The organism is Treponema sp., from assembly GCF_024696245.1.
In the GTDB taxonomy this organism is placed as follows: Bacteria; Spirochaetota; Spirochaetia; order Treponematales; family Treponemataceae; genus Treponema_D.
Genome location: NZ_JAILGZ010000042.1, coordinates 1 through 19,473 on the forward strand (window position 1 = coordinate 1; position 19,473 = coordinate 19,473).

General features: G+C 41.5%; 16 protein-coding genes. 8 read left to right on the plus strand and 8 right to left on the minus strand.

Annotated features, from left to right (window positions below):
• Nucleotides 1–94: 94 nt before the first annotated feature.
• The 6 genes from fliH to flgB form a co-directional block, all read right to left on the minus strand.
• Entirely contained in the window at nt 95–1,027 is a 933-nt protein-coding gene (gene fliH, locus K6D58_RS02960; protein WP_296827407.1) for a flagellar assembly protein FliH, read from the minus strand.
• Between the two features lie 17 nt (nt 1,028–1,044).
• A complete protein-coding gene (fliG, locus tag K6D58_RS02965) occupies nt 1,045–2,109 on the minus strand; it encodes a flagellar motor switch protein FliG (RefSeq protein WP_296827410.1) in 1,065 nt (354 codons plus the stop codon).
• 3 nt (nt 2,110–2,112) lie between these two features.
• Entirely contained in the window at nt 2,113–3,816 is a 1,704-nt protein-coding gene (fliF, locus tag K6D58_RS02970) for a flagellar basal-body MS-ring/collar protein FliF (RefSeq protein ID WP_296827412.1), read from the minus strand.
• A gap of 207 nt (nt 3,817–4,023) precedes the next feature.
• Nucleotides 4,024–4,362 (minus strand): flagellar hook-basal body complex protein FliE, encoded by a 339-nt coding sequence (gene fliE / locus K6D58_RS02975; RefSeq protein ID WP_296827415.1) that lies wholly within the window; start codon nt 4,360–4,362, stop codon nt 4,024–4,026.
• A gap of 55 nt (nt 4,363–4,417) precedes the next feature.
• Complete coding sequence (gene flgC / locus K6D58_RS02980; RefSeq protein WP_296827416.1) at nt 4,418–4,879, minus strand: flagellar basal body rod protein FlgC; 462 nt, start codon at nt 4,877–4,879, stop codon at nt 4,418–4,420.
• 33 nt (nt 4,880–4,912) lie between these two features.
• Nucleotides 4,913–5,344 carry a flagellar basal body rod protein FlgB gene (gene flgB / locus K6D58_RS02985; RefSeq protein WP_296827419.1) on the minus strand — a complete coding sequence of 144 codons (432 nt, stop codon included), beginning with the start codon at nt 5,342–5,344 and terminating at the stop codon, nt 4,913–4,915.
• Nucleotides 5,345–5,512: 168 nt separating this feature from the next.
• On the opposite strand from flgB, the gene K6D58_RS02990 reads away from it, so the two are divergent.
• From K6D58_RS02990 to K6D58_RS03025, 8 genes are all read left to right on the plus strand, one after another.
• Nucleotides 5,513–6,118, plus strand: coding sequence for a nucleotide exchange factor GrpE (locus K6D58_RS02990; protein ID WP_296827421.1), 606 nt, complete (start codon nt 5,513–5,515; stop codon nt 6,116–6,118).
• Nucleotides 6,119–6,177: 59 nt separating this feature from the next.
• Complete coding sequence (gene dnaK, locus K6D58_RS02995; protein ID WP_296827424.1) at nt 6,178–8,151, plus strand: molecular chaperone DnaK; 1,974 nt, start codon at nt 6,178–6,180, stop codon at nt 8,149–8,151.
• 99 nt (nt 8,152–8,250) lie between these two features.
• The gene (dnaJ, locus tag K6D58_RS03000) at nt 8,251–9,384 is read left to right on the plus strand and encodes a molecular chaperone DnaJ (protein WP_296827426.1); all 1,134 of its coding nucleotides are present in this window, start codon (nt 8,251–8,253) and stop codon (nt 9,382–9,384) included.
• Nucleotides 9,385–9,504: 120 nt separating this feature from the next.
• Nucleotides 9,505–10,908, plus strand: a complete 1,404-nt coding sequence (locus tag K6D58_RS03005) for a PP2C family protein-serine/threonine phosphatase (protein WP_296827429.1) — start codon at nt 9,505–9,507, stop codon at nt 10,906–10,908.
• Between the two features lies 1 nt (nt 10,909).
• Nucleotides 10,910–13,093, plus strand: coding sequence for a PP2C family protein-serine/threonine phosphatase (locus K6D58_RS03010; protein WP_296827431.1), 2,184 nt, complete (start codon nt 10,910–10,912; stop codon nt 13,091–13,093).
• The gene (locus tag K6D58_RS03015) at nt 13,093–13,428 is read left to right on the plus strand and encodes an STAS domain-containing protein (protein WP_296827433.1); all 336 of its coding nucleotides are present in this window, start codon (nt 13,093–13,095) and stop codon (nt 13,426–13,428) included. Before K6D58_RS03010 ends, K6D58_RS03015 begins: the two co-directional genes overlap by 1 nt.
• Nucleotides 13,418–14,275: a M15 family metallopeptidase gene (locus tag K6D58_RS03020; protein ID WP_296827435.1), complete on the plus strand. Its 858-nt coding sequence runs from the start codon at nt 13,418–13,420 to the stop codon at nt 14,273–14,275. The genes K6D58_RS03015 and K6D58_RS03020 overlap by 11 nt, the downstream gene beginning before the upstream one ends.
• Nucleotides 14,276–14,556: 281 nt before the next feature.
• Nucleotides 14,557–15,924 carry a citrate/2-methylcitrate synthase gene (locus K6D58_RS03025; RefSeq protein WP_296827438.1) on the plus strand — a complete coding sequence of 456 codons (1,368 nt, stop codon included), beginning with the start codon at nt 14,557–14,559 and terminating at the stop codon, nt 15,922–15,924.
• A gap of 181 nt (nt 15,925–16,105) precedes the next feature.
• Here K6D58_RS03025 and K6D58_RS03030 read toward each other — a convergent pair whose 3' ends face one another.
• Complete coding sequence (locus tag K6D58_RS03030) at nt 16,106–16,945, minus strand: alpha/beta hydrolase (RefSeq protein WP_296827440.1); 840 nt, start codon at nt 16,943–16,945, stop codon at nt 16,106–16,108.
• A 16-nt stretch (nt 16,946–16,961) separates the two neighbouring features.
• Complete coding sequence (locus K6D58_RS03035; protein ID WP_296827442.1) at nt 16,962–19,430, minus strand: glycoside hydrolase family 94 protein; 2,469 nt, start codon at nt 19,428–19,430, stop codon at nt 16,962–16,964.
• Nucleotides 19,431–19,473: the final 43 nt, after the last annotated feature.

The window sequence follows — 19,473 nt, forward strand, 5'->3', positions numbered from 1 at the left end:
TAGCTGGAATTTACGGAAGTTACTGTTCCCGTATATTTAATAGGTTCAGTGCGCTCCACAATATTAGTATATTTAGTGAAGAATTTTTCCATGGCTATGCATCCGGATTAATAACATCTGACTTACTGACAGTCTTAATAGGTGCAATATTAAGAATCTGGGTTTCAAGTTCACCAAGCTGGCTGGAAATACGGGCATCGATAGCACCAAAGTCTGTTTCTACAATACAGCCGCCCTTTTCTACAGAACTGTCTTCCACAATATGAATATTCTGAATGTTTTCTACTTCACGGATAAAGTCAGCAGTATGTTCAGTTGTAAGTTTAATATCTGCAAGGTTAACTCTAAGGGTAACGTCACCGCGGCCCTTAACCTTTTTAAGTGCCTGAACAACATTAGAAAGAATAACGCTTTTCTGGCTGTCACTCATAATCTTTACAACCTTACGGGTCATAAGGATTACCAGGTCAACAATCTGCTGTTCCGTTCCATCAAGGATTTCCTGCCTGCGCTGAAGAACTGCATCAATAATACCGTGCATTTCTGCAACAAGACGGTCTGATTCTGCCTTACCATCTGCATATCCTGATTCAGAACCGGAACTATAGCCGGCCTTTTCTGCCTGAGAGGTAATTTCCTGTTCCTGAGCGTGAGCTTTGTCTATAATCTCTGAAGCTTCCTGTCTTGCCTTATCAAGTATGGATTTTGCTTCTTCCTGAGCAGAGTTTCTGATAATGGAAGCCTGGTCTGACTGACGCTTTACCTGTTCAAAAGCTGCTTCTTCTGCATTTTTTACAATCTGATCTGCCTGAGCCTGGGCATCGGCAAGCATACGGGCTTTTTCTTCTTCCCACTGCTTTTTAAAAGCCTCTGCTTCCCTTCTAAGGTCATCAGCAGTAGGGCCTGTGTATTCAGGTTCAACAACTTCCTCAACTTCCTCAGGCATGGAAAATTCCTTGGTAAGTTTGAGCATTATTTCGCCTTCTTTGGCTGTTATCTGATTAGGTCTGAATACACTTTGTGCCATAATATGTCCTTACTTTTTTATACAATCATTTCGTCATCACCACCACGGGCAATAACAACTTCACCACTGTCTTCAAGACGACGGATTACACTTACAATCTTCTGCTGGCTTTCTTCAACGTCCTTCAAGCGTACAGGTCCCATGAATTCCATATCTTCTTTAAGCATACTTGCGGCACGCTTGGACATGTTACGGAAGATTTTATCCTGAACTTCCGTATCAACAGACTTAAGGGCCTTGGCAAGTTCCTGCTGGTCAACTTCACGAAGAACTTTCTGAATGGCACGGTCGTCAAGCATAACGATATCTTCGAATACGAACATGCGTTTCTTGATTTCTTCTGCAAGTTCTGGATCGTCTTCTTCAAGGGTTTCAATGATGGCCTTTTCAGAAGAACGGTCAACAAGGTTAAGGATTTCAACGATGGAGTCAACACCACCGGCTGCAGTATAATCTTCGCTGGACAAGGTAGACAGCTTTTTCTCAAGAACGCGTTCTACTTCACGAAGAACGTCTGGAGATGTACGGTCCATTGTTGCAAGACGTTTGGAAACTTCAGGCTGAATTTCTGCCGGAAGGTTCTGCAAAATAGTAGCTGCTTTCTGAGGGTCCAGATAAGCCAGAATAAGGGCTATGGTCTGAGGGTACTCCTGCTGAACAAAGTTAAGGAGGTGTGCCGGGTCAGTACGTCTGATAAAGTCAAAAGGACGAACCTGAAGACTTGATGTAAGACGGTTAATAATATCAATGGCTTTCTGGGAACCAAGGGATTTTTCAAGGAGTTCGCGGGCAAAATCAATACCACCGGTAGTGATAAAGTTCTGAGCCTGCATAAGTTCCTGGAATTCTTCAAGAACCTGATCCTTAAAATCTGCATCAATTGTATCAAGACGGGCAATTTCAAAAGTAATCTGTTCAACTTCATCATCACGAAGGTGTTTCATTACTTCTGCAGAAACTTCACTTCCAAGAGCAACAAGGAATATGGCAGCCTTCTGACGGCCGGTCAAGCTTTTATAGTCTTTTATCCCGCCCTTCTTCTTACTGGAAGCTGCAGGTTTAATCGATTTATCATCAGCCATTGATTATTCCTCCATAAGCCATGTACGGATAAGCATTGCAACATCTTCAGGATGCTCTTTTGCCATAGCAACTGCATTTTCCTGAAGTTCGGCACGTTTGCGTTCTTCGACAGACATGGTAACTTCCATACCCTGTTCCTTTGCGTCCCAAAGTGCCTTCTCTCTTTCTTCCTGCTGGCGTCTTCTTTCTTCTTCTTCACGGAGACGGCGGCGGCGTTCAATTTCTCTGGTAATAATCCTGAAGAGAATAAATGCTACAAGAACAACTGTTACACCAACAAGGATAAGAACGATTGTCTTATTGCGCTGCTTGCGGGCACGTTCTGCTGCATCAGCCTTTTCAAATTCTTCAGAATGGTCAACACCGATATTTGTTACCGTTACAATGTCACCTTTTTTGGCATCATATCCTATAGCACCCTGAACAAGTCTTGTGATTTCCTTAAGTTCATCTTCTTCTATAGGAGTGTATTCACGTTTAATGGCACCGTCTTCTATTACAAGTTCACCATCTTTATCACGGATTTCCTTCCAGATACCGTCAATGTTTACAGAAACAGTGCGGCGCTGAATCATAGGACTTTCTTTAGCGTTTATATTTTTTTCGTTAAGTACGTAATTTGTCTGATGACTTTCTTTCTGCTGCTGACCAATAAGATTGCTGGCATCTTCATAAACTGCAGGATTCTGACCTTCTACACCGGAAGGACCTTCAGGGTTAAGCCCCGTACCTGTAAAGGATTCAGTTACGGAAATCTCAGAAATAGCAACCTTTTCCCTTACGTCAGAGTCATCGTATGGAGTATCCTGGTTGTCTTCCTTAAGGGTAACACCACCATATTCCTTTGCAGTATAGGACTTTTCTGACATGTCCATTTCTATCTTCATGTTTACATAATCAACACGCTTGTTAAAGATAGGCTTAATCTGCTGAAGAATACGGCTGCGGTATTCATTTTCAAGCCCCTGAATAAGGCGCTGCTGCTTGTCTATGTTTGAAATACGGTCAGACTCTTCCATTCCCTCAAAGTTGTTGATTTCTTTATTGGTAGAACCGTCAACAATGGAAATATTTTCTGCAAGAAGACCTTCAACACTTTTTTCTATAAGACGCTCAATACCCTTGACTGAAGTCTTGTTGGAAAGGGCATCACTATAACCTTCTGCATAAAGTACGACACTGGCTGTTACAGGCTTCTGGTTATCACTAAAATAGGTGTCATCAGGAAGGGTAAGGCTTACGCTGGCATCACGGATACCGCTTAAGCTCTTAAGGTGCTGTTCAACTGCCAGCTCACGGGAATGCTGCCACTTAACCTTGTCATCAAAATCATTGCGGGACCAGCTTGTTTCGTTAAAGAGGTCATAAGGGTTCATTCCCTTAGGTTCAAGATTTTCTGCAATGAGGATGCTGCGGTACTGGGCTGCAACTTTTTCGTTATCTACGGAAATATAATTGTCAGAAGATACGTAAGCCTGAACATTGTCCTGAGAAAGACGCATGAGAATCTTATTACGTTCAGTCTCACTATTTACAGGTGCATTAAAAAGTCTTGTAGTTGTAGGACGTGAAGAACCAACAAAAAGCCATACCACTGCTGCAAGAACAGCAAGGACGATTCCTATTGCAATTCCTTTTTGAACTTTTGTCCACTTAGACCATTTATCACTTAAAGACGCTATAAACTGCTTGAAGCGTTCGTTCATCATCCCCTCCAGAGAACGAATCTATATAATAGAAAATATATCACGTACAGGCCAATTTGAAAAGAGTAAAACTTACTATTATACGACACCTGAACCACTCCATTTTTACAGGCAGCAAAGGCTCTGTTACATACCTTAAACCGCCTCTGTAATGACAAAAAAAAGCCGGAAGGTCTGCATTCCCCCCGGCTGCTTTATATAAAAAAACTATCTGTTCTGTGAAAGCTCTGTCCAGCCGCTTACTATGCGGTCAATAACAGTCTTTGCCAGTGACATGGAAGACTGAGCCTTAGCCATGGCAATTGTTACGTCATGAATATCCACACTGTCAGGATCAGTTACAATCTGTTTCTGAAGTGAAGATACCTGAACCTGCTGTTCATTCATCTTGCTTACTGCATCCAGCAGATATGTTTCAAAAGCCCCCTTACGGCCAGAAACTTCACCTGCTTCTGCAACTTTATTCTGACCTGCAACCCTGTTTATACCACCAATATGCTCAACCTTAGTTGCTGTCATCTGATTAACGTCAAAAGAAATATTCACCAGCTACCCCCTCTCATGCTCCTAGTTTATCACCAGAATGCCGCCCTCTCAATACTTAACGGGATGCTATTTCCAGAGCTGCACTGAACATTTCCTTGCTGCCCTGAATTACCGAACTGTTGGCTTCGTAAGCCCTGTTGGCATCTATCATGTTTACCATTTCGTTTACAATATTAACGTTTGGATATTCAACATAGCCCTTGTGAGGACCGGACTTTATTGCATCAGGGTGGCCCGGGTCATAAACAAGACGGCCTTTTTCGCTGTCCTTTACGATTTTACTTACGCGGACACCTTTTCCAGGACCATTATCCATGCCTTCGTTAAGAAAAGAGCTTCTCCAGGTAGGATTATCCTTTGCAATCGGTTCAACAATTACAGTCTGCTTGCGGTATGCTCCTCCATCCTGAGTACGGGTAGTAGTTGCATTGGCAATATTGTTGGAAATCACGTCACTTCTAAGACGCTGAACGCTCATTCCTGTTGCTGCTATGTTAATGCTGGTAAAAAGTCCCATTTTATATCCTCACTTCTGCTCTTTTATCTATTATTACTTGCTGTTTCTCATGGCTATATCAAGCTGATTGAACTGGAAGCTTGTAAGCTGAGTCATAAGGCGGTACTGTTCCTGCAGCTGAACAAGTGTCATTGCTTCTTCTTCTGCATCAACATTGTTACCGTTGGCCTTAACGGATGTACTCCAGTCAGTTACACGGCGGGGTTCAACATCAAGCCAGTTTTTTCCTTCAGGAGTGCCAAAATGAAGGGGGTCAGTAGTTGTAAGCTTAAAAGGATTAGCCTTAGCGTTCTCTTCTGACTCAAAAGCCCTCTTAAGTTCACTTTCAAAGTTTACATACTGCTTTTTGTAGTTAGGAGTTTCGCTGTTTGCAATATTATTTGCAGTTACCTGATAACGCAGGCTGGCAACATCCATTGATCTGTGAAGAAGTTCTACTGAACTGAAAAAATCATTCATTCCCATATTATTAAAATCGGCATCTCAAATATTTTATTTAGCAGTTTTTACCCTTAAAAAATAGGAAAAAAGTCCCTAAATATGCCATAAATTCAATTTTTTTTGAAAATTTATTGACGATAGAAGATTTTTTTTATTATCTTATTCAGCAAATAACAAAGGAAATACGAAAGAATGGCTAACGAAGAAAAGAAAGAGCAGGAAGAAGTTAAAGAAGAAACACAGACTTCTCAGGCTCAGGATGAACAGCAGGAAGCTACACAGACTGAAGAAGCAGCAGAACAGAAGGAAGAAGTTCCTGAAGACGAGCTTACAGTCCTTAAAAACAAGGTTGACCAGCTGGAAAAAGAGAATGCAGACCTTAAGGATCAGGTTTTACGCCGTGCAGCAGATTTTGAAAACTACCGCAAGCGCATGATTCAGGAAAAACAGGATGCATTTGACTTTGCAAACACCAACCTTCTCAAGGACCTTCTGGACAGCCTTGACAACTTTGACCGTACGGTAGAAGCAGCAGCAACAGCTACAGATCCAAAATCCATAGCTGATGGTGTTTCAATGATAAGCAAAAGCATGGTAAGCATGCTTGAAAACAAGTACAACCTTGTTTCTTACGGCGCTGTAGGAGATGCCTTTGACCCTAACATTCATGAGGCAATCGGCATGCAGGAAGGCGACGTAGACGAAGAAAAGCTTGCAGCAGTTTACCTTAAGGGTTACAAGCTTAAGGACAGGGTTATCCGCCATGCAAAAGTCATGGTAACTAAACCAAAGGCATAAGATAATGTCCGCATTTTCAACGGACACTTTAACAATAAAAGCAATAGGAGATAAATAAAATGGGAAAAATTATCGGTATCGACTTAGGAACCACAAACTCTTGTGTAGCCGTAATGGAAAACGGTGAACCTGTAGTAATTCAGAACTCAGAAGGTGGACGCACAACTCCATCTATCGTTGGTTTTACATCAAAAGGAGACAGAATTACAGGTCTTCCTGCTAAAAACCAGATGGTTACTAACCCAAAGAACACTGTTTACTCAGTAAAACGTCTTATCGGACACAGATTTAACGAACTTGAAGGAGAAGCAACAAAGCTTCCTTATGCAATTAAAGATCATGGTGCAGATGTTCGTGTTTGCGTTCAGGAAAACGGAGCAGAAAAGGAATACTCTCCACAGGAAATCAGTGCCTTTATCCTTCAGAAGATGAAGAAAACTGCAGAAGACTACCTTGGAGAAACTGTAACAGAAGCTGTTATTACAGTACCAGCTTACTTTAACGATGCTCAGCGTCAGGCAACAAAAGATGCAGGTAAAATTGCAGGTCTTGATGTAAAGCGCATCATTAACGAACCAACAGCAGCTTCCCTTGCTTTTGGTTTTAACAAAGATCAGAAATCAGAAAAAACAATCGCCGTATACGACCTTGGTGGTGGTACATTCGATATTTCCATCCTTGAACTTGGAGACGGTGTATTTGAAGTTAAATCAACAAACGGTAACACTCACCTTGGTGGAGACGACTGGGACCGCCGAATCGTAAACTGGCTTATTGACCAGTTTAAGGCAGATACAGGAATCGACCTTTCAGGTGACTCAATGGCTATGCAGCGTCTTCGTGAAGCAGCTGAAAATGCAAAAATCAGCCTTTCTAACCAGACAACTGCAGAAATCAACCTTCCGTTCATTACAGCAGACTCAACTGGTCCAAAACACCTTCAGAAGTCTATTACACGTGCTCAGTTTGAACAGATGACTGACGATCTTTTTGAAGCAACCCGCGAACCTTGTCAGAAGGCTATGCGCGATGCAGAAATCACAGCTGACAAAATCGACGAAGTTCTTCTCGTTGGTGGTTCAAGCCGTATGCCTAAAGTTCAGGAAATCGTAAAGTCTATCTTCGGAAAGGAAGGAAGCCGTGCAGTTAACCCTGATGAAGCAGTTGCTATTGGAGCTGCCGTACAGGGTGGTGTTCTTGCAGGAGACGTTAAGGACGTTCTTCTTCTTGACGTAACTCCACTTTCTCTTGGTATTGAAACAATGGGCGGTGTATTTACCCGTCTTATTAACCGCAATACTACAATTCCTACAAAAAAGAGCCAGGTATTCTCTACAGCTGCTGATAACCAGACTGCAGTAAGCATCCACGTACTCCAGGGTGAACGTGAAATGGCAGCTCAGAACCGTACACTTGGTAACTTTGACCTTACAGACATTCCACCAGCACCACGTGGAGTTCCACAGATCGAAGTAACATTCGATATTGATGCTAACGGTATCGTTCATGTTTCTGCAAAGGACATGGGTACAGGAAAAGAACAGCATATTCAGATTCAGTCTTCTTCCGGCCTTAGCGAAGACGAAATCAACCGCATGGTTAAAGATGCAGAAGCTAATGCTGATGCAGACAAAAAGAAGCGTGAATCAATTGATGCCCGCAACGAAGCTGATTCTCTTGTTTACCAGACAGAAAAGACCCTTAAGGATCTTGGAGACAAGGTAAATGGAGATGACAAGGCTAAGGTAGAAGCTGCAGTAAACGAACTTAAGGAAGCCCTTAAGGGAGAAGACATTGAAGCTATCAAAGCTAAGTCAGAAGCCCTTAAACAGGCATCTTACAAAATTGCAGAAGAACTTTACAAACAGCAGGCTGCTAACGGTGGTGCCCAGGGTGCCGGTCCGGGAGCAGGAGCAGGTGCTGGTCCAAACCCAGGTGCAGGTGCCGGAGCTGGTTCAGCTGGAGCAGGTGCTTCAGGATTCAACAAGGCTGACGCTGATGATGTTGAATACGAAGTTAAGGATGAAAAATAATTCCTTAGAGTCATAAAGCTCATGCAGCCTCCGTCAATTGCGGCGGGGGCTGTTTTTTGATACATTTAACTGATTAAAACTAATTTTTAGGGAAATATCATGGCCGCTAAACGTGATTATTACGAAGTTCTTGGAATCGATAAGAGTGCAGACAAAGAAACAATCAAGAAAGCATACCGCAAGCTTGCTGTAAAATATCATCCTGACAGAAATCCGGGTGATAAAACTGCAGAAGAAAAATTCAAGGAAGCAACAGAAGCTTACGAAGTACTCTCTGATGAACAGAAACGCCCGATTTATGACCAGTATGGTTTTGCCGGACTGGACGGAATGGGTGGTGCAGGAGGCGGACAGGGATATTCCCACGCTTTCCACGATTTCAGCGACATTTTTGGTGGAGCCGGCGGATTCAGCGATATTTTTGAAAGCTTCTTCGGTGGTGGCAGTTCAAGAAGCCGCCGTAATGATAATGACGGAGCAAGCATCCGCGTAAACCTTACCCTTACATTAAAAGAAGCTGTTTACGGTTGTAAAAAAGACATACGCTTTACCCATAAAGAAGCCTGTCCTGAATGTCACGGTACTGGTGGAGCTGCAGGTTCAAGCAGAAAAACCTGTCCTACCTGTCGCGGTGCAGGTCAGATAAGAAGAAACAGCGGATTCTTTTCCGTTCAGCAGACCTGTCCTACCTGTGGAGGCAAGGGCACTGTTATAGACAAGCCATGTTCAAGCTGCCGTGGAAGTGGTGTTTACAATAAAACCACTACCCTTTCCGTTTCCATTCCAGAAGGAACTGATGACGGAAGCCGCAAGATGATTCACGGTATGGGAGATGCAGGTACAAACGGAGGATCAGCAGGAGACCTTATCATAATGGTACAGGTTCAGCCTGACCGCTACTTTGAACGCAGCGAATATGACCTTTACTGTGCAGTACCTGTTACGGTAGCCCAGGCTATTCTTGGAACAGACCTTACCATAAAGGGACTTGATGAGCGTTCAATAACAATAAAAGTACCTTCCGGAACTACAAACGGAAAAATGCTCCGTATAAGAAACGAAGGTGTTCCTTACGGTTCTTCCGGTAAAAAAGGCGACCTTTACGTTAAGCTTATCGTTGAACTTCCAACAAAACTTTCTTCTGAACAGAAAGCTGCCATGGAAGCCTATGCCCGCTACGAAAAAGCTTCAACAGAACCTTCAAAGATTCCTCTGGATAAACTTCAGGGTTAAAAAACAGCCGGTCTTAAAGCCATATTTTTAAGGCCGGACTATTTTACTCAATAATCTGATACATTTTGCCGATAGTATGGTATAATTCTACATACAAAAACTAAGGATTTGAGGTCAGAAATGTATCAGGCAAAACGACGAATTTCAGTTTTTATTGCTAACGTCATATTAATTGCGTTCTTTACTTTTACAGCAGTCAGCGTTATTCCGGCTTTAAGGAGAAACTCACCTAAAAATTCACCACTGGCAACACTTATTACAGTAGGAGTCGCTTTTGGAGTTGTAACCGTAGCTTCCCGCTTAACTGCCGTTTACCTTACAAAAAAGGCTGCAAAAAGCTCTCTTGAAGAAGGTGAGACTGAAATTCTCTCTGACTTTATAGAAAAACTCCGTTTCTGCTATTCCCTTGATGAATTTAACGAAATCGTTTCCCAGGTACTTGAAGTACAGGGTGACTGTTCCGTTCTTTATATTGACCGTGAACAGAACTATATCCTTTACAACAGTCCGGACAAGCTTACCTGTTCCAGCGAAATTACCACAAAACTTGAACGTAACTACTCTGTAGACTGGAAAGACGGTATTTTCTTCCTTGGACCTAACTTTGGTGTAGTATCAGGTCCTAAAAAGGCAAGAGGCTTCCTTCTTGTACATAATAAACAGCATCTTTACATATTCTGCCGCTATACAAAACTCTTTGACCACTTTATTTTTAAGAGTCTTTACGAAGAATACTGCCGCTTCCAGAGCCGTATTAAGACAATTTCACAGCTTTCCGAAATTTCTTCACTTTCAAAAGACTGGAATCAGCTTGCAGAGACCCAGAGATCCTTCCTTCCTCCTGCAATGCCTTACATTAAAAAACTTTCACTTGCAGCCTACTATAAACCACTGGTAAACGTTTCCGGTGACTACTATACAGTTCTTCCTATTTCTGAAACAAAAACCCTGCTCATGCTTGGTGACGTATCAGGTAAAGGTCTTGCCGCAGCCCTGGTCATGGGTCTGGTAATGAATACTGTAAAGAACATTGCCAACAAGGAAAACCTCAGTGGTGTAATTCAGTCTGTAGATAAGGCTATTAAGGGAATGAAACTTCAGGATAAATATACTGTAGTTTTCATCGGAATCGTTGATACGGAAAAAATGTCTATCCGCTATGTAAACGCTTCCATGTCTGACCCGGTAGTTATTTCCAAATCACCTACAGGCTACAAGCTTAAGCCTCTTACTTCCAACTGTTCCCTTGTCGGAATTATTGATCTTCCGGACATTGAACCAACTGAACTTAAGCTTTTCCGTGGTGACGTAATCCTTATGGCATCGGACGGTGTTTCTGAAGTAATGGATAAAGACGGTGTAGAACTTGGTACTACCCAGCTCTATCAGGATACAATCAAGGCCAGTGCTGCCAAAAAACCTGATGATTTTATCAAGGATGTTGTAAACCTTATACACAGCTACAACGGTGGAGCAAAACTTAGGGACGACCTTACTATGATGGTTGCCAAGGTGGAGAGATAATATGGTTTTTCTTTTACTGAACTTAATTGCATTTGCATTTACAATCAGGCTTGCATTCCGCACTGATAAAAAAATTGAAGTAACAAAATACAGTACTGATCTTGTAAACCTTACTCTCTTTTTAAGTATAGTTTTCCTTTCTTCAGCTGTTATGATTGCCCTCAGTCTCTGGGGTCCTTCCCAGCTTTCTCTGTTTTCCGGAAGAATCACAATTATGCTTTTTGCCTGCTACAGTGTTTCTGCAGCAATTTATATAGTAGGATTTCCTAGATCAAACAAAAAGCGTCCAAGCATATTAATGCAGTTTTTTAAGTGGGGTCTTTTTATTCTTGCCTTCTACCTGGTTTTCCTTGCAAAAGGTTCCATTCTGGCTCTTGGCATGAACGAAAGAAAATTCATTTTCCGTTCAGGATTTATTTTCCGCGGTGCAATGAGACGTACCTTCCACTACACCTGGTTTGACCTTATTTCTAAGCTTTATATTTACGCAATACCATGTTTCTTTGTACTTCTTGCTGCAATTAAGGCAGAAAATACAGATTCAAGGCTTTTAAGACAGAAGCGTATCATTACCATCATTGGTATTCCTATGGCATGGCTTACCTGGTATTACATTCAGTGGGCAAGTGAATATCAGTCACTTATTATGTCCCTCTTCTCATTTACCTTCCTGCCACAGATTATTCTTTTCTCTTACGGAAGTAATCTTGAGACTCTCTGGACACCATTAAGCCTTTTAAAAGCTGCTGCCCGTGTAGGTGTAAGGTACCTTCTTCCTGCAGCTTTAGGAGGACTTTTATTTATAGCCCTGGCTGACATTTACAGACAGAACCTGCCTCTCTTTATGATTCTTTACATTACAGGTATTTCTGTTATCACCTTCTTCTGGTACTACCTTGACCGTCTCATTCAGTCAAAAGACTTTTTGCGTGACAACAACTATTCTTCTGAATTTGAAAAGGACATTACTTCCATTAACTACGACGATGAACCACAGGCAATCACTGAGCATGTATTTACAACCTTCCAGAGATACCTTGATTCTTCTTCCATTACCCTTCTTACTGACAACGGTACGGAAAACGGTCTTGAAACAGTATACAGCTCAAAGGGAAACAATATTACCCTTAAGGTAGATCCTTCGGTATTTGATACACTTCTTAACATGAACCATCCTGTAGTATTCAGGGAATGGCTTATGCAGAACTCTTCTGTAAGTAACATCCGTTCCTATGCAGTTGACCTTCTTACAAAGACAGATTCAGATGCCTTTATCATCCTTAATGAAGGACGCCAGGTTGTCGCAGTTCTTGCTTTAGGTAAAAAACGTAACGGTAACGTTTACTCAGCATACGACTATGAAGTTCTTAACAAGTTCTATTCCAACATTTTCGTTGTCGGCTACTATGTAAAGAACATCATGAACGAAGCCCTTATTGGTACTGTAAACCGCGAAATCCGCATGTCAGACCAGATTATTACTTCCATTCAGGAAAACATGGACTTTATCAAGAATCCTAAGGCAGACGTAGGCTACCTTATGGTTCCTGCCCATAACATTGGTGGTGAATTTGTAGATATCATCCGTCTTAACGACCAGCGTTACATCTTTATTATTGGTGCCCTTAACGGTAAGGGTATTGCAGCTTCCATGAACATGGTCATCCTTAAGTCCATTATCCGTACCTTCCTTGCAGAAACTACAGACTTTAAGCTTCTTGTAGAAAAGGTTAATACCTTTATCCGTGAATCCCTTCCAAAGGGTTCCTTCTTTGCAGGAACTTTCGGACTTATAGACTTTACTTCTGATACCCTTTACTACATTAACTGTGGTGCCCCTGCCCTCTTTATGTATACAAAGGCCTACAACAACATCATCGAAATCCAGGGTGCCGGCCGTATCCTTGGCTTTGTTCAGGATATTGGTCCCCTTATTAAGGTAAAGAAAGTTAAGCTTTCCGAGGGAGATATGATTATGGCCTGTACAGACGGTCTTATTGAATCCCGCTCCCTTCGTGGTGATGTATACGGAAAATCAAACATTCAGTCTAACTTTATGGAAAACTCAGGTTATCCTGCTAACAAAATGGCTCAGTTTGCATACGATTCCCTGGTACACTTCAGCTCAAAAGAGCTTGATGATGATGTTACTATCCTTGTAATTAAATATCTTGGAGGCAAATAATGGATCAGCTTGCCATTAACGAAAAAGTTGGAGCTTACTACATGCTTCTGGAACTTTCCGGAGCTGTAAATGCCTATACTATTACGGAATTGAAAACAAAAGTTTACAGTTATATACTTGACTCCAACGTTGTACTTGATATGTCTCAGGTATACCAGCTTGATTCCACAGGTCTGGGAGTAATAATCGCTGCCCATAATGACGGCGAAGGATGCGGTACAAAGGTATTTATCCTTAACCCTTCTGCAGAAGCCCGCCACTCCCTGGAAAAAACCGGATTTCTGGACACCTTCAACGTAATTCATTCCGTTACGGAGGTTAGTGATGCATTGTAGCCGCGGTTTGTGTATTGCTGCATCAATTCTTGCCATCAATTTTTTTGGAGGATGTACAAAGTCTTCCGCTAAAACAGTTTCAGAAGAAAAAAAACCTTCTGAAAAAATTACTGAAGAAAAAAAAATAAACCCTGACATTGCAAAAGCCAGGGCTGTTTATGACAAAATGAGTGACCGCTTTAAGGGTGACATTCAGTTTGCAGATGATGAACAGATAGAAGACTTTCTTGCAGACTTAAATGAAATCCTTAAAGAAGAAAAGACTTTTTCAAAAGATGATGTAAGTCTTTTTTACCTTATTGATAAAAAACATAATATCGGTTCAGACTATGTTCCTGCAGAACTTATACCGGTAAAGCAGAACAATCTTTTTAACGTAAGCCGCAACGACCTTAGCTTAAGGTCAGAAGCTTATGATGCCCTCTGCAATCTGTCTAAGGCAGCCCTGGCAGACGGAATAAAACTTATGGTAAGTTCTACATACCGTTCTTACACTTACCAGACCGGTCTTTTTAACCGTTATGTTGCCCAGGATGGAGTTGAACTTGCAGAACGTTACTCTGCCCGCCCTGGTACAAGTCAGCACCAGCTTGGAGTAGCAGTTGACTTCGGTTCCATTACTGATGACTGGGGTGACACAAAAATGGGCCAGTGGGTATACAACAATGCAGCCCGCTACGGATGGTCCCTTTCTTTTCCAAAAGGATATGAAGATGTCACAGGTTATATGTGGGAATGCTGGCACTTCCGCTATGTAGGAGTTAAAGCCTGCCGCTTTCAGGAAAAATGGTTCAGGAACATTCAGCAGTATATGCTTGAATATATTGAAGAGTGGAAGCAGCAGTAAAAAAGCTCCTTTACTATAAGGAATCCGGCTTTAACCCTATGTGTTTAAGACCGGATTTTTTTTGTCTTAAATAAAAGCAAATCCTATTTAATTTTTTACAATTTTTTATATTTTTTACATCTTTCAGCCTTTTTACGTAAAATTTTAAGCTGGATTTTTGTTATATAAAGAAATATTTATACAATTTTCTGTATACTAATTGAATAACTATTCCATAATTTGTATAATTATAGAAATATTCCTAGATTGATTCGCATAAATATGCAAAAGTGAGGTATGCCATGGCAAATGAAATTAACCACGACAACAAGTTCATAGAAAAACTGACAATGATTGCCCAGCTTGACGATCAGATCGATCCTTCACTTTATGAAAAATATGACGTTAAAAGCGGTCTCCGTTATGCAGATGGTCGTGGTGTTCTTGTAGGCCTTACCAGAATCGGTGACGTTGTAGGTTACGAAATTGAACCGGATGGATCTAAAAAAGCTGTTCCTGGACGCCTTATTTACCGCGGCTATAACGTGGAAGACATTGTACGTGATACAGAAAAAAACAAGAGCTTCGGCTTTGAACAGTGTGCCTATCTTCTTCTCTTTGGTGAACTGCCAACAAAAGAACAGCTTGAAGAATTTACAACATACCTGGGTGCCATAAGATCACTGCCTCCTAACTTTACGGAAGACATTATTATGAAGGCTCCATCTGCTGACATTATGAATAAGATTGCCAGCGGTGTACTTGCTTCATATTCCTTTGATCCGGATCCAGAAAACCGTGACGTAGCTAATATTCTCCGTCAGTGTGTTGAACTTATCTCAAGATTCAGTTCCCTTGCTGCCTATGCTTACCAGGCAAAACGCCGCTATGTTGACGGAAAAAGTATGTACATTCACAATCCTGATCCAAAGCTCAGCATTGCAGAAAACCTTCTTCAGCTTATCCGCAACGACAAAAAATACAGCCGTCTTGAAGCAGAACTTCTTGACCTGGCACTGATTCTTCATGCAGAACATGGTGGTGGTAATAACTCTTCCCTTACTATCCACGTAGTTTCTTCTGCAGATACAGATACTTACTCGGCAATTGCAGCTGCCCTTGGTTCCCTTAAAGGACGCCGTCATGGTGGAGCTAATATCCGCGTAATGGAAATGATGGATGACATTAAGGCTCATGTAAAGGACTGGAGCAACGAAAAAGAAATCGCTGATTACCTTAGAAAAATCTGCCGTAAAGAAGCTTTTGATCACACAGGACTTATTTACGGACAGGGACATGCTGTTTATACAATCAGTGACCCTAGGGCTAAGCTTCTTCGTGACAAGGCTGAACTTCTTGCAAAAGAAAAAGGCTGCATGGAAGAATTTAACCTTTATAAAACAATTGAACGCATAGTTCCGGATATTATCTGCGAAACTCACGGAAACAAAAAGCGTATCTGTACAAACGTTGACTTCTATTCAGGCTTCGTTTATACAATGCTTAATATTCCACGTGAACTCTTTACACCTCTTTTTGCCATTGCCCGTATTGCAGGCTGGAGCGCTCACCGTATAGAGGAAATCGTAGCAGGTAGAAGAATTTACCGTCCTGCTTACAAAAATGTACAGGGTGAACGTCCTTACGTTAACATGGAAGACCGTAAGTAAAATATTCAATAAACATAAAAAAAGCCCTGAAAAGAAGTTTACTTAAAATGAAGTACACTTATCTTTCAGGGCTCTTTATTTTTAAAATCTCATATCAGCATTCAGACAGGAAAACCTATGGTTAAAAAAACCGCTGCAACACAAACGAATGCTATCAATACTAAAGTAAATATACAGTTCTTCAAAGACTTTCCATCCATTCTGCAAATAATTCAGGCCATACCTGACACTCTTTTTGAATACCGGCAGGGTTTGTACCGTTATTCCAGGTTGTTTCTTTTGTAGCAAGAGAAAGACCGTGACCTCCCCTTCTGAATACATGGTACTCAAGGGGAACATTGTTCTTTTTACATGCCATTGCAAACAAGAGGGAATTTTCTACAGGAACACAACCGTCTTCATAAGTATGCCACATAAATACCGGAGGAACTTTTGGAGTAACATGGTCTTCCAGCTTAACATCTTCCTGGGAATATTCCTTAGAGCATCCAATTACATTGTTAATTGAATCCCTGTGGGCAAACTCATTGGAAGTTATTACAGGATAAGCAAGCATAAGACCATCCGGTTTTACATCAGCAGCAGAGTAAGGCAGGTATTTCTGAATAAGAGGATTATTCCAGTAAACACCAAGGGATGCAGCAAGATGTCCCCCTGCGCTAAAGCCTGCAACAATGATTTTTTCTGAATCAACGTTCCATTCTTCAGCATGAGAGCGGACATATTTTACTGCTTCACATAAGTCCAGAAGACTTGCAGGAAACTCCATGGGCTTAAGGGAATACCAGAGTGTAACTGCATGAAAACCAAGGGAATTCATTTTTAAGGCAACAGCCTCACCTTCCCTTGTAGAAAGCATCTCGTATGCACCACCAGGACATATTAAAACCAGAGGACGTTTTCTTCCTGCTGAATATTCTTCAAAGTTTTCAAGAATATAGGTTTTAATAAAGGGAACAAAATTATTGTTCTCAATTTTTCCACGGTAGTTAACCGGAAGTTCAATTGTTTCATGCAGCATGGCACTCTCCTTAGATTCAGCCTACGCTTACCTCAAGGCTGACTTTATTTTTTCCAGGCTGTACTTTAACAAGAGTTCCGTCAACATCAGCACCGTCAGCAGTAATAGTTACGCTTCCTGTGTTGTTATTGTTCTTTACGTTGATGATGTATTCTACACCACGGAATTTTCTTGTAATTACAGCAGTTTTTACGTGAGAAGGAAGACGAGGTTCTACTGTAAGACCTTCATATGAAGGACGGATACCTGCAATATACTGACTTAAAGCAAGCATGTTCCAGGCAGCAGTTCCTGTAAGCCAGCTGTTCTTTGCTTCTCCAAAGCGGCGGGCTTCCTTACCGGCAACCATCTGTGAATATACATAAGGTTCTGTTCTGTGAATTTCACTGAATTCTTCTACATAAGCAGGAGCAATCTTCTTGTAGTGGGCAAAGGCATCATCTGCACGATTATTTACAACTTCTCCAATGATTACCCATGGATTGTTGTGGCAGAAAATACCACCGTTTTCTTTGTATCCAGGTGGATAAGAAGAAACTTCACCCAGCTCTACGTGATAGTCCTGATAAGCTGGAGAAAGAATTACGATACCGTACTGTGAATCAAGGTACTTCTTAACTGAGTCCAGGGATTTTTCAGGATAGCCTTTATCTTTACCGATTTTAGCCATTGTTCCGAAGCCCTGTGTTTCAATATAAATCTTTCCGTGTTCACATTCTTTTGAACCGATTTTGTTTCCTGCATCGTCATAAGCACGGATATACCATTCACCGTCCCAGCCAGTTTTACAAATTTGTTCTTCCATCTGGCGGGCTGCATCTTCTGCAAACTTAGCTTCTGCTTCATCACCCTGAAGGCGGCACATTGCAGCGTAATCAGGTGTAACATAAACAAACATCTGTGCAATCATTACAGATTCTGCATTCTTACCTTCCTTGTTTGTACAAGTCTGGAAAGAATCGTTAGGGTTTGTAGAGAAACAGTTAAGGTTAAGACAGTCATTCCAGTCAGCACGGCCGATTAATGGAAGACCGTGTGGACCCTTGTGGGTTGTAATGTATCTGTATGATCTCTTAAGGTGTTCAAACATTGTTGCAGTATTCTTTTCGTTGTTATCAAAAGGAACCTGCTGGTTAAGGAAGTCCTTGTCTCCTGTCTCACGGATATATCCGCCTACACCAAGAACGAGCCAGAGAGGGTCATCGTTAAAGTTAGAACCGATGTCAGCGTTTCCTCTTTTTGTAAGAGGCTGGAACTGATGGTAAGCACTTCCGTCTTCAAACTGAGTAGAAGCTACGTCAAAGAGACGTTCACGAATTCTTTCTTTAGGAAGCTGATGAACTGCACCAAGCATATCCTGAGAAGTATCACGGAATCCGATGCCACGGCCGATACCGCTTTCAAAGTAAGAAGCACTGCGGGCAAAGTTGTATGTAACAACACACTGATACTGATTCCACAAAGCCATGCGGTCAAGTTTTTCGTCACCAGTTTTAAGGGTAAAGTTAGAAAGAGTAGCATCCCAGTATTTTCTAAGGGTTTCATATTCAGCAAGAACTTTTTCCTTTGAGTCAAAGCGCTTCTGGATTTCGTATGCCTTTTCCTTATTGATGATTCCGCTTGCTGTATTTGTGCGGAGGAGTTTATCAGAAGCTTTTTCTGAACTCCATTTTTTGTCTTCAGGATTTTCTACATAACCTAAAACAAATACAAATGATTTTTCTTCACCTGCTTTAAGTTCAACATTAATTCTATGGCTGGCAACAGGAGACCATCCGTCTGCTACAGAGTTGCGGCTCTTTCCTTCTACAACTGACTGTGGCTTGTCATAACCGTTGTAAAGGCCAAGGAAGCTTTCCCTGTCTGAATCAAATCCGTCTACAGGAACATTTACACTGTAGAAGCTGAAGTGATTGCGGCGTTCACGGTATTCTGTCTTGTGGTAAATTGCACTGCCTTCAATTTCTACTTCACCAGTTGAATAATTGCGCTGGAAGTTTGTGCAGTCATCCTGTGCATTGTAAAGACACCATTCAACATAAGAAACAAGGCTTACCTTTTTAGCTGCTGAAGATTCGTTCTTAAGGGTAACGAGTTCTACTTCGCAGTTAACACCGTTTGGAACCATGTAAAGAACTTCTGCACGAAGATTATTCTTTACTGAATTGATTTTTGTATAGCCAAAACCATGGCGGCATTCATAAGAATCAAGTTCTGTCTTACAAGGCTGCCATCCAGGATTCCAGATTGTATCTTCATCCTTGATATAAAAATAACGTCCATTTGTATCAAGGGGCACATCATTGTAACGATAACGGGTAATTCTTCTAAGGCGGGCATCAGTATAAAAAGCGTATCCACCTGCAGTGTTGGAAATCAATGAAAAAAACTTTTCATTGCCAAGATAGTTAATCCACGGATATGGTGTGCGAGGAGTATTAATAACATACTCACGTGACGCATCATCAAAATTTCCGAATTTCATAATATTTTCCTCCTGACTTCTTAAGATAATATTAAGAGTTCTA

What these genes read in the sequence shown, in the direction of transcription:
- fliH (WP_296827407.1), bottom strand. Translation starts at nt 1,027, where the DNA reads ATGGCACAAAGTGTATTCAGACCTAATCAGATAACAGCCAAAGAAGGC.
- fliG (WP_296827410.1), bottom strand. Translation starts at nt 2,109, where the DNA reads ATGGCTGATGATAAATCGATTAAACCTGCAGCTTCCAGTAAGAAGAAG.
- fliF (WP_296827412.1), bottom strand. Translation starts at nt 3,816, where the DNA reads ATGAACGAACGCTTCAAGCAGTTTATAGCGTCTTTAAGTGATAAATGG.
- flgC (WP_296827416.1), bottom strand. Translation starts at nt 4,879, where the DNA reads ATGGGACTTTTTACCAGCATTAACATAGCAGCAACAGGAATGAGCGTT.
- flgB (WP_296827419.1), bottom strand. Translation starts at nt 5,344, where the DNA reads ATGGGAATGAATGATTTTTTCAGTTCAGTAGAACTTCTTCACAGATCA.
- K6D58_RS02990 (WP_296827421.1), top strand. Translation starts at nt 5,513, where the DNA reads ATGGCTAACGAAGAAAAGAAAGAGCAGGAAGAAGTTAAAGAAGAAACA.
- dnaK (WP_296827424.1), top strand. Translation starts at nt 6,178, where the DNA reads ATGGGAAAAATTATCGGTATCGACTTAGGAACCACAAACTCTTGTGTA.
- dnaJ (WP_296827426.1), top strand. Translation starts at nt 8,251, where the DNA reads ATGGCCGCTAAACGTGATTATTACGAAGTTCTTGGAATCGATAAGAGT.
- K6D58_RS03005 (WP_296827429.1), top strand. Translation starts at nt 9,505, where the DNA reads ATGTATCAGGCAAAACGACGAATTTCAGTTTTTATTGCTAACGTCATA.
- K6D58_RS03010 (WP_296827431.1), top strand. Translation starts at nt 10,910, where the DNA reads ATGGTTTTTCTTTTACTGAACTTAATTGCATTTGCATTTACAATCAGG.
- K6D58_RS03015 (WP_296827433.1), top strand. Translation starts at nt 13,093, where the DNA reads ATGGATCAGCTTGCCATTAACGAAAAAGTTGGAGCTTACTACATGCTT.
- K6D58_RS03020 (WP_296827435.1), top strand. Translation starts at nt 13,418, where the DNA reads ATGCATTGTAGCCGCGGTTTGTGTATTGCTGCATCAATTCTTGCCATC.
- K6D58_RS03025 (WP_296827438.1), top strand. Translation starts at nt 14,557, where the DNA reads ATGGCAAATGAAATTAACCACGACAACAAGTTCATAGAAAAACTGACA.
- K6D58_RS03030 (WP_296827440.1), bottom strand. Translation starts at nt 16,945, where the DNA reads ATGCTGCATGAAACAATTGAACTTCCGGTTAACTACCGTGGAAAAATT.
- K6D58_RS03035 (WP_296827442.1), bottom strand. Translation starts at nt 19,430, where the DNA reads ATGAAATTCGGAAATTTTGATGATGCGTCACGTGAGTATGTTATTAAT.